Source organism: uncultured Wocania sp. (assembly GCF_964021735.1).
Classification (GTDB): Bacteria; Bacteroidota; Bacteroidia; order Flavobacteriales; family Flavobacteriaceae; genus Wocania_A.
Map to the genome: position 1 here is coordinate 1 of NZ_CAXIBN010000157.1, position 7,361 is coordinate 7,361.

3 protein-coding genes are annotated in these 7,361 nt (G+C 39.8%); all 3 read right to left on the reverse strand.

Translation table 11 applies throughout. From position 1 onward, the window contains the following. On the reverse strand, positions 1-2,318 hold a 2,318-nt coding region (locus tag AADI82_RS12250; RefSeq protein WP_341216718.1), incomplete at its 3' end, for a GH92 family glycosyl hydrolase. 42 nt (positions 2,319-2,360) lie between these two features. Further along, positions 2,361-5,594, reverse strand: a complete 3,234-nt coding sequence (locus AADI82_RS12255) for a GH92 family glycosyl hydrolase (RefSeq protein ID WP_341216719.1) — start codon at positions 5,592-5,594, stop codon at positions 2,361-2,363. Between the two features lie 2 nt (positions 5,595-5,596). Beyond that, a partial coding sequence (locus tag AADI82_RS12260) for a class I mannose-6-phosphate isomerase (protein ID WP_341216720.1) occupies positions 5,597-7,361 on the reverse strand: 1,765 nt, incomplete at its 5' end.

Sequence of the window (7,361 nt, forward strand, 5' to 3'; positions counted from 1 at the left end):
ACGCCCCCTTTCATAAGGTCTCTGTGGTACATCCAGTTGGTTTCTATGGGTTGCCCGTTAAACATAACGGATTGTACGTAAGGGCTATCGTTGCTTTGTTGAGGTGCTTCAATGGTAAGCGTTTCACCAGGATAGTATCTCTGGTCGAGTTGTATGGTAATTTTATCAAACAATGGGCTTCCAAATTGTAATGTTGGGTTTGCCGAGGCATGACCTTGTACATCGAAGATTCCCATGGAAGCCATTACATACCATGCGCCCAATTGCCCTTGGTCTTCATCTTGTCCTATACCGTATCCGTGCAAGGGTTCTGTACCATAAAATTCGTTGCAAATGGTGCGTGTCCATTTTTGGGTAAGCCAAGGTTTTCCAGAATAGTTGAACAGCCATGCATTGTGCAAACAAGGTTGGTTGCCGTGGTTATACAGCTTTTCTACGCCCGAGAAGCTATGTATCTCTTCAGAACCACCTCCAAACATACTTTTTTGGGCATTATCGAACATGGTTTCGAGGCGTTCATTAAATAAGGGTTTGCCAATTAATTCCATAAGACCATTTACATCATGGGGCACATACCAAGTAAATTGATAGGCATTGCCTTCTTGAAAACCGTCCCAACCTCTCATGGGGTCGAAATCTTCTATAAAATTGCCATTTTCTAATTTCGGACGGATGTATTTGTTTTCGGTATCAAACAAGTTTTTGTAAAAGGAAGCTTGTTTTGTGAGTTGTTCATAGTTTTTATCATCCTTCATGCTTTTAGCCATTTGTGCCACGGCATAGGAACTGAAACTGTACTCTAAAGTATGTGAAGCTCCAAAGTTAAAGGTCCATCCGTTAGAAATAATGGTGTCTTTGTAGGGTACATAGCCTTCTTTTACAAAATAGGACATGTCGTATTTGCCGTTGCCTAAATTACGACCGTGGTACTCCAGTTCGTTTTTTAATGCTGCTTCATATCCAGTTTTTACATCAAAATCACGTATGCCTACATGGTATGCAGAAGCTAGAAGCAGACCTTGAAAATTGGTTTGTACACCGTTGGTGAATGTTCCGTTTGCAGCGCCATCGTGCAACCAGCCTCTATCTTTGTAAAAATCGATATTCGACTGTACGTAATCGCTGAAATATTTTGGATAGGCTAAAGCCCAAAGTTGGGTCAGGTTCCAAAAACCGCCCCACATACCATCGGTATTAAAATGATAGTATTTAGGGCTACCGTCGGGATGTAATTCGGTCTTTCCTATGTTACCGTCTATCATCGGGTAATCGCCATTAACATCATTGGATATGCCGCGACCTAACAACGCATGGTAAAGCCCAGTATAGAATTTTATTTTATCTTCTTTTTTATTGCTTTCAACAACGATATGGTTTAGTTTTTCATTCCAAGCTTCTTTAGATTCCTGTCTAACCACATCAAAAGATTTTCCTTTGGCTTCTGTATCTAAATTTAATCGCGCATTGGCTATCGATGTATGGCTTAAACCAGTCTGTATTTCCAATAGCTCTTGGTCTTCCATGGCAAACGTTAGATAAAGACCATTATTGATTCCTTTGGTCATCTTATCTCCCGGAGTTTGTATGCTGTCTATAAAACTACCTGTTTGTATGGGAGCTTTACTTAGCTTGGCAACAAAGTACATTTTCACACGTTTCCCTGGATCGCAAAATTTTACGTATTCGGGATAGGTTTCAATATAGCCTTCAATTTCGTTGTCGTTAACCAGTTTGGCATAAGCATCGGTAACATCGCTGCTTTCGCCTTGTTTATGGCCTATGTCGATAACTAAATGGGCTTGTTGGGTTTTAGGAAAGGTATATCGGTGATACCCCACTCTTTGGGTAGCCGTAAGCTCTGTCTTTATATTGTAATCTGTTAACTGTGCGCTGTAATAGCCTGTTTCGGATTGCTCGGTAGATTTATCGAACCTTGACCGATAGCCCTCATCGGGGTTTTCTAAGGAACCTGGAACTGTTTTGAGATCTCCCGTTATGGGCATGAATACCAAACCGCCTATTTGGAATTCGTGAAAATGACCAAATCCTTCTATGGAGGTGTGCCTGTCATCATAACCTACGGGTCCCCAACCGCCTTGACTATTGTATGCATTGGTGTGGGGTGCCAATTTTGCCATCCCAAACGGGCGGGCAGCAGGGGTGTAGAAAAACCAACGGCCATGTACCGATCCTATTTGGGGATCTACATATTGGGTTAAATCGACCAAAGGTCTTTTTACAGGCTCTTTTTTTTCGTTGCATGAAAATATAACAGACAACAGAACGAGCAATAATACTTTGTTTTTTTGGCGTTTCATGTGTTTATATGTATTGTTTTTCAATGTTCATTTTATAAGGATTTAGTCGGATTGAGGTGATTTGGGTAATTCGTGTACGCCCCAATTGGTATTTGGTTCTGCTCCCATGATTAATTTTAAGTGACCGCCTTTTAAAAGTTCACTTGCTGGAAACCAAAAGTTCTTTAGTATTTTGCCATTTAGTGTGGCGCTTTGAACATACTTGTTATTGAAAGAGGTGTTTTCTGCTTCAATAACAAATGTACGGCCTCTATCGTACATGTGATTCAAATGAATTTCTGTCCTTTCAAAAATAGGGCTTCCTATTTCATAAATAGGTGTTGCGTTTGTACCACCGTCTGTTTGGAACAGACCTAAAGCCGACATTAAAAACCATGCGCTCATTTGTCCTTGGTCTTCATCACCCAAATAGGCATTGGAAATTCCGCTGCCATAATAACGGTCTAAAACATCACGGTTCCATTTTTGGGTAAGCCATGGTTTTTTTACCCAGTTGAATAGAAATGAAAAATGCATGGATTGTTGGTTGCCTTGAATAACGGGGAAGTCCCAATATTTTTCATTAGGGGCATTGTAACGCCATTGGCTACTTGTTTCAAACCCCTGATCCAGACGTTTTGCAAATTCTTCTTCGCCTATTATTTTGGCTAGGGCAGGGACATCTTGGGGTACAAAAAATGTAAGTTGCCAAGCATTACCTTCAACGTATTGATGATTGCCTCCTGTTTCGATAGGGCTAAAATCTTGGTACCAAGAGCCATCGGAATGCCTAAGTCTTGCGAAACCCATGTTGGGGTCTATGGCATTTTTCCACCAGTATGCCCGGTCTATAAATTCGTTATAGGCATCTTCTTTTCCCAGGGATTTTGCGAACTGCGATACAGTATAATCATCAAACGAGTATTCCAACGTGTTCGAAAAGCGTCCTTTGTTATAAGGCACGTATTTATGTGCTATATAGGTTTCTAAATCTCTATTGCCCGCATAGCCATTGCCAACTTGTTCCCCTTTGGTGGTCTGCATTTTGTAAACGGCTTCAAATGCTTTTTCGGTATCGTAATCACGAATTCCCATTTGATAGGCGCCAACAATAAGGGCTATTTCATGTTCTGCTACCATGACAGGAATATACTCCATACCTGCTGGCCCTTTTGCCAACCATCTGTTAGCTTGATACATGGCCAATTGTGATTTTACCCATTTTGAGGACCATTCTGGAGTGACGAGGTTCCAAAACTGGTTAAGGTTCCAAAACGTATTCCAAAAAGCGTCGCAGCCTAAGGCAACATCATTGGGATCTTTAAATTTCTGCACGTTTTCGTTAGCATCTACCCAGCTACCGTCTGCATCGCTAAAAATATTTCTGCTTACCAAAGCTCTGTACATATTGGAATAAAATCGTGTTTTTTCCAATTGGTCATCGGTAGTAATCAATACTCGGTTCAATAGCTTGTTCCAAGTCTCTTCTTGATGGTTTCTAACGCCTTCAAAATTCCAGTTGAAAGGCTCTGCAATTTCTTTCTTTAAATTTAAAGCAGCATTTTCTATACTCACATACGATATACCTGTTCTAGTTTGTACGACCTGATTTTTAGAGGTATCAAATGCTATAAATGCGACAACATCTTCTGGGTTATTTATCGTGAATGTATCTGCTTTGTTTACAGTTAGGGCATCTTCTTTTCCTTTTTCCTTACCATCTGCATAGATTCCTAAGTTTTTTATGGGTTGGTCAAACTCCATCACAAAATGCACGGTGTATTCTTGTTTGATGTCATCCCATTCCCGTTTTTTGCCTCCGTCTTCTACCATTTGACTTCGGTAATATTGCTCGCCCCAAATGCCTTCGGAAACTTGCTTGCTGTACCCAACAATCTTATAATCGTTTACTTTTTTAAAATGGGCTTCTTTAATAAGATAACCGTATTCTGCCGGAATCTTTAAATCGACTAAAATTCGAGAATTTGGAACCTCTTTTGGGTAGGTGTAACGCTGAAAGCTGCACCGTGTTGTAGCGGTAAGTTCTGCTTTTATGTTATAATCGGTTAAATCGACAGCGTAGTATCCTAATGGGGCTTCTTCTGTTTCTTTGTTAATCCGGGATCGATAACCAGAATCTGGATCTTCCTGATCTCCAATTTGGGTTATAAGTGGCCCGTTGGTTGGAAAAACACCTAGACCTGCCATGGTCCATTCATGTATGTGACTAAATGTGCCTATGCTTTCTATGGAGGGTTGATAGCCAGCCTGCCAACCTTCATTTTGATTATCGGGGCTTATTTTTACCATTCCAAATGGCATCCATGGTCCTGGGGCGATCATCCATCTGGAATGCCCTGTGCCTATTTTAGTATTGACATAGTCTGAAAGCGTATTTGTTTTTTTCGGGCCACGTTGTACACGTCCGTTTTCAACTTCTTTACCATCGACCATAATGGAATAGTTGCTTTTTTTCGGTTTGTCTACGGCTTCCATGGGAACTTCGTAAATGTGTCTCCCATGTTCTACTTGTTTCTTAAAAATGACTTTTCCGTCTAATTTAACTTGAAGTGACGGGCTGCCTTTTAAATGTTGAACGTCCAATAAAAGGGGTTGGATTCTGGTTTTATTTTGAACCAACTCATAATGGGCAGGAGCGACCGCTTTTACAAATAAGGATTCAGCTTGAAGCAATTTTACATCTTCTGGTCCTTTAAGGCCTATGTGGTCGAATACGAGCCAGCTTCCTTCCAAAACCGTTAATTGAATACTGTTGCCGCCGTTTTTAATTAATTCATGGGGTATGGGTATGGTTATTTTTTGTTCTTTAGTATGCTTATTTTCTCCTTTTAAGGCTTCTGGATTGCTTCCTTTTTCTAATCTGAATTTCCAGGATTTTCCATTTACTATGACTTTTAAATAAGGCGGTTTTTCAGAGTTACAGTCCAAAATATCTATAAGCAATTGCCATTGACCAGCTTTAGGCTTTTTAGCGATACTAAATAGTATATTTAATTGATGGGGTCGGATACCTGCCAATCCAGAGGTGCCTCCCCAATAATCGTACGCCCCAGGTAATACAAAGGGAAAATCTTCATGGTCTTTAGAAGCTCCTATAACAAAGAATCTATCTTCCCAACCAAAATCTTTTTCTAAAAACCGGGTGTATTCGTTTGTCGATAATGCAAATTCCGAACTGCTATTATCTGGTTTTCCGATGTCCCATATCCTGCTGTGCTGTCCAAAGGCAGGTATTGATAGGATTGATAAAAAAAGGAGAGGGAACAGTTGTTTCATTTCTAACAGGATTCTTCTTTTACAAAAGATATAATAATTTTTGCTTTTTTATGGCCTTTATTAACTAAAGTATAAGATTTTGCCGCTGCTGGTATGGCAAACGTTTCGGCGTAATGGAACGTTTTTTTGGTGCCGTTGATTAGTAATTCTACCGATTGGCCTTCTACCAGCATAAGGACATGACATTGATCTTGGGTTTTAATGGTTACTTCATCGTTAAATTCGTAACGGTAGATGTCATAAAAATGATCGGGATGCGTAGGAAGGTGTATTTTTTCCCAACCGTCGCCCGAAGCCTCTATTTTTGGTTTCGATAGTAAGGTGTCTTGTACCGTTTGTCCTTTGTGTTCAAAATTCAGATTTTCATAGGCTCTATCTATATTTAAAGGTCTTGGGTTGCCATCCAGATCCAAACGTTGCCAGTCGTACATTTTAAAGGTAAAGATATAAGGGGTCGCACTAATTTCCAATACCAAATTATCAATACCCGAACAATGTATGGTACCGTGCGGAATTAAAAAGAGGTCATGTTTTTTTGCAGGAAGTTTTTGCACATACTTTTCTACATCCAATATCGCCTTAGTTTCATAGCTATGCTCCAGAGCTTCTTTAAATTCTGTGGGGTTGATATTTTCTTGAAAGCCTAAATACACTTGGGCATCATCTCCAGCATCTAAAATATAATAGGTTTCGTCTTGGGTGAAGTTTTCCCCAAATTCCTTTTTTATGTAATCAGGTTTTGGATGGCATTGTACGGAAAGATTGCCTCCTTTGAACGTGTCAAGAAAATCAAAGCGTATAGGGAACTCGTATTTGAATCGGTTAGCGGCTTTTCCAAGTACATTTTCGTATTCCTGAAACATCAGCATATCGAACGACACTTCTAAGAGTAATTCGTTGTTTTCAAAAAGCAGACCGTTTTCTGGGACAATCATTTCAAAGGACCAAGCGTAATTGGGAACCTCTTGGTTAAGGTCTTGAAACCGTTCTTTCATCCATTGACCGCCCCAAACGCCAGGTTCGAACCATGGTCTTACCCTAAAACTGGTTTGCGACATATCGCTAAGGGCTTTTCTAAGAACAGAACCTTCCATAAACGTTGGATTATCTGGTCGTTGCTGATCTACAATGATGTCGATTTGAGGTAATAGCCTTTTCTTTTCCCTGTTTAGCACTTCCCAATCTACAAAATAGAAATGCTTATACATTTGCTTATGGTTTTTCGGTGACGTAAAGCCCAGATTTGTAATGGCATCGGCACGCATGCGAAATTGAAGCTCGTTTTTGGGTAAATCGAAATATACCAATAGCCCTTCTACATGTGATTGACTTGCTCCGGTTCCAAAAATAATATTGAGGTCTGCATTTGAATCTAATACGATATTTGAAAGTTTACTTTCATCAAAATATGCTGAGAGTTCCAAATGGGTTTTATGTCCGAAAATTGGATCATTGCCACCAAGAAATGGGGCTACCATATTGGCAATGTCATCTTCTTTTTTTAAACATGTAGCTATATTAAAAAATGAGGTTTTTATTCCGCTATTTTCTAATGCTTCGCTTAAGTGATGCTTGATTTCTTCCCAATCAACACCTACATAACCATCTAAAATCACCACTTTTTCGTTGGCTAATGTATCGGCCAAACTTTTATAACCTATTTCAATGTTACCGTGGTTAATGTGATGTGAAGGGTATAAATCGTATTTAGATAATGGGTTGTTTTTTTTACTCGGTATTAAGTGCTGTGACGTCTTTCTTTTCATT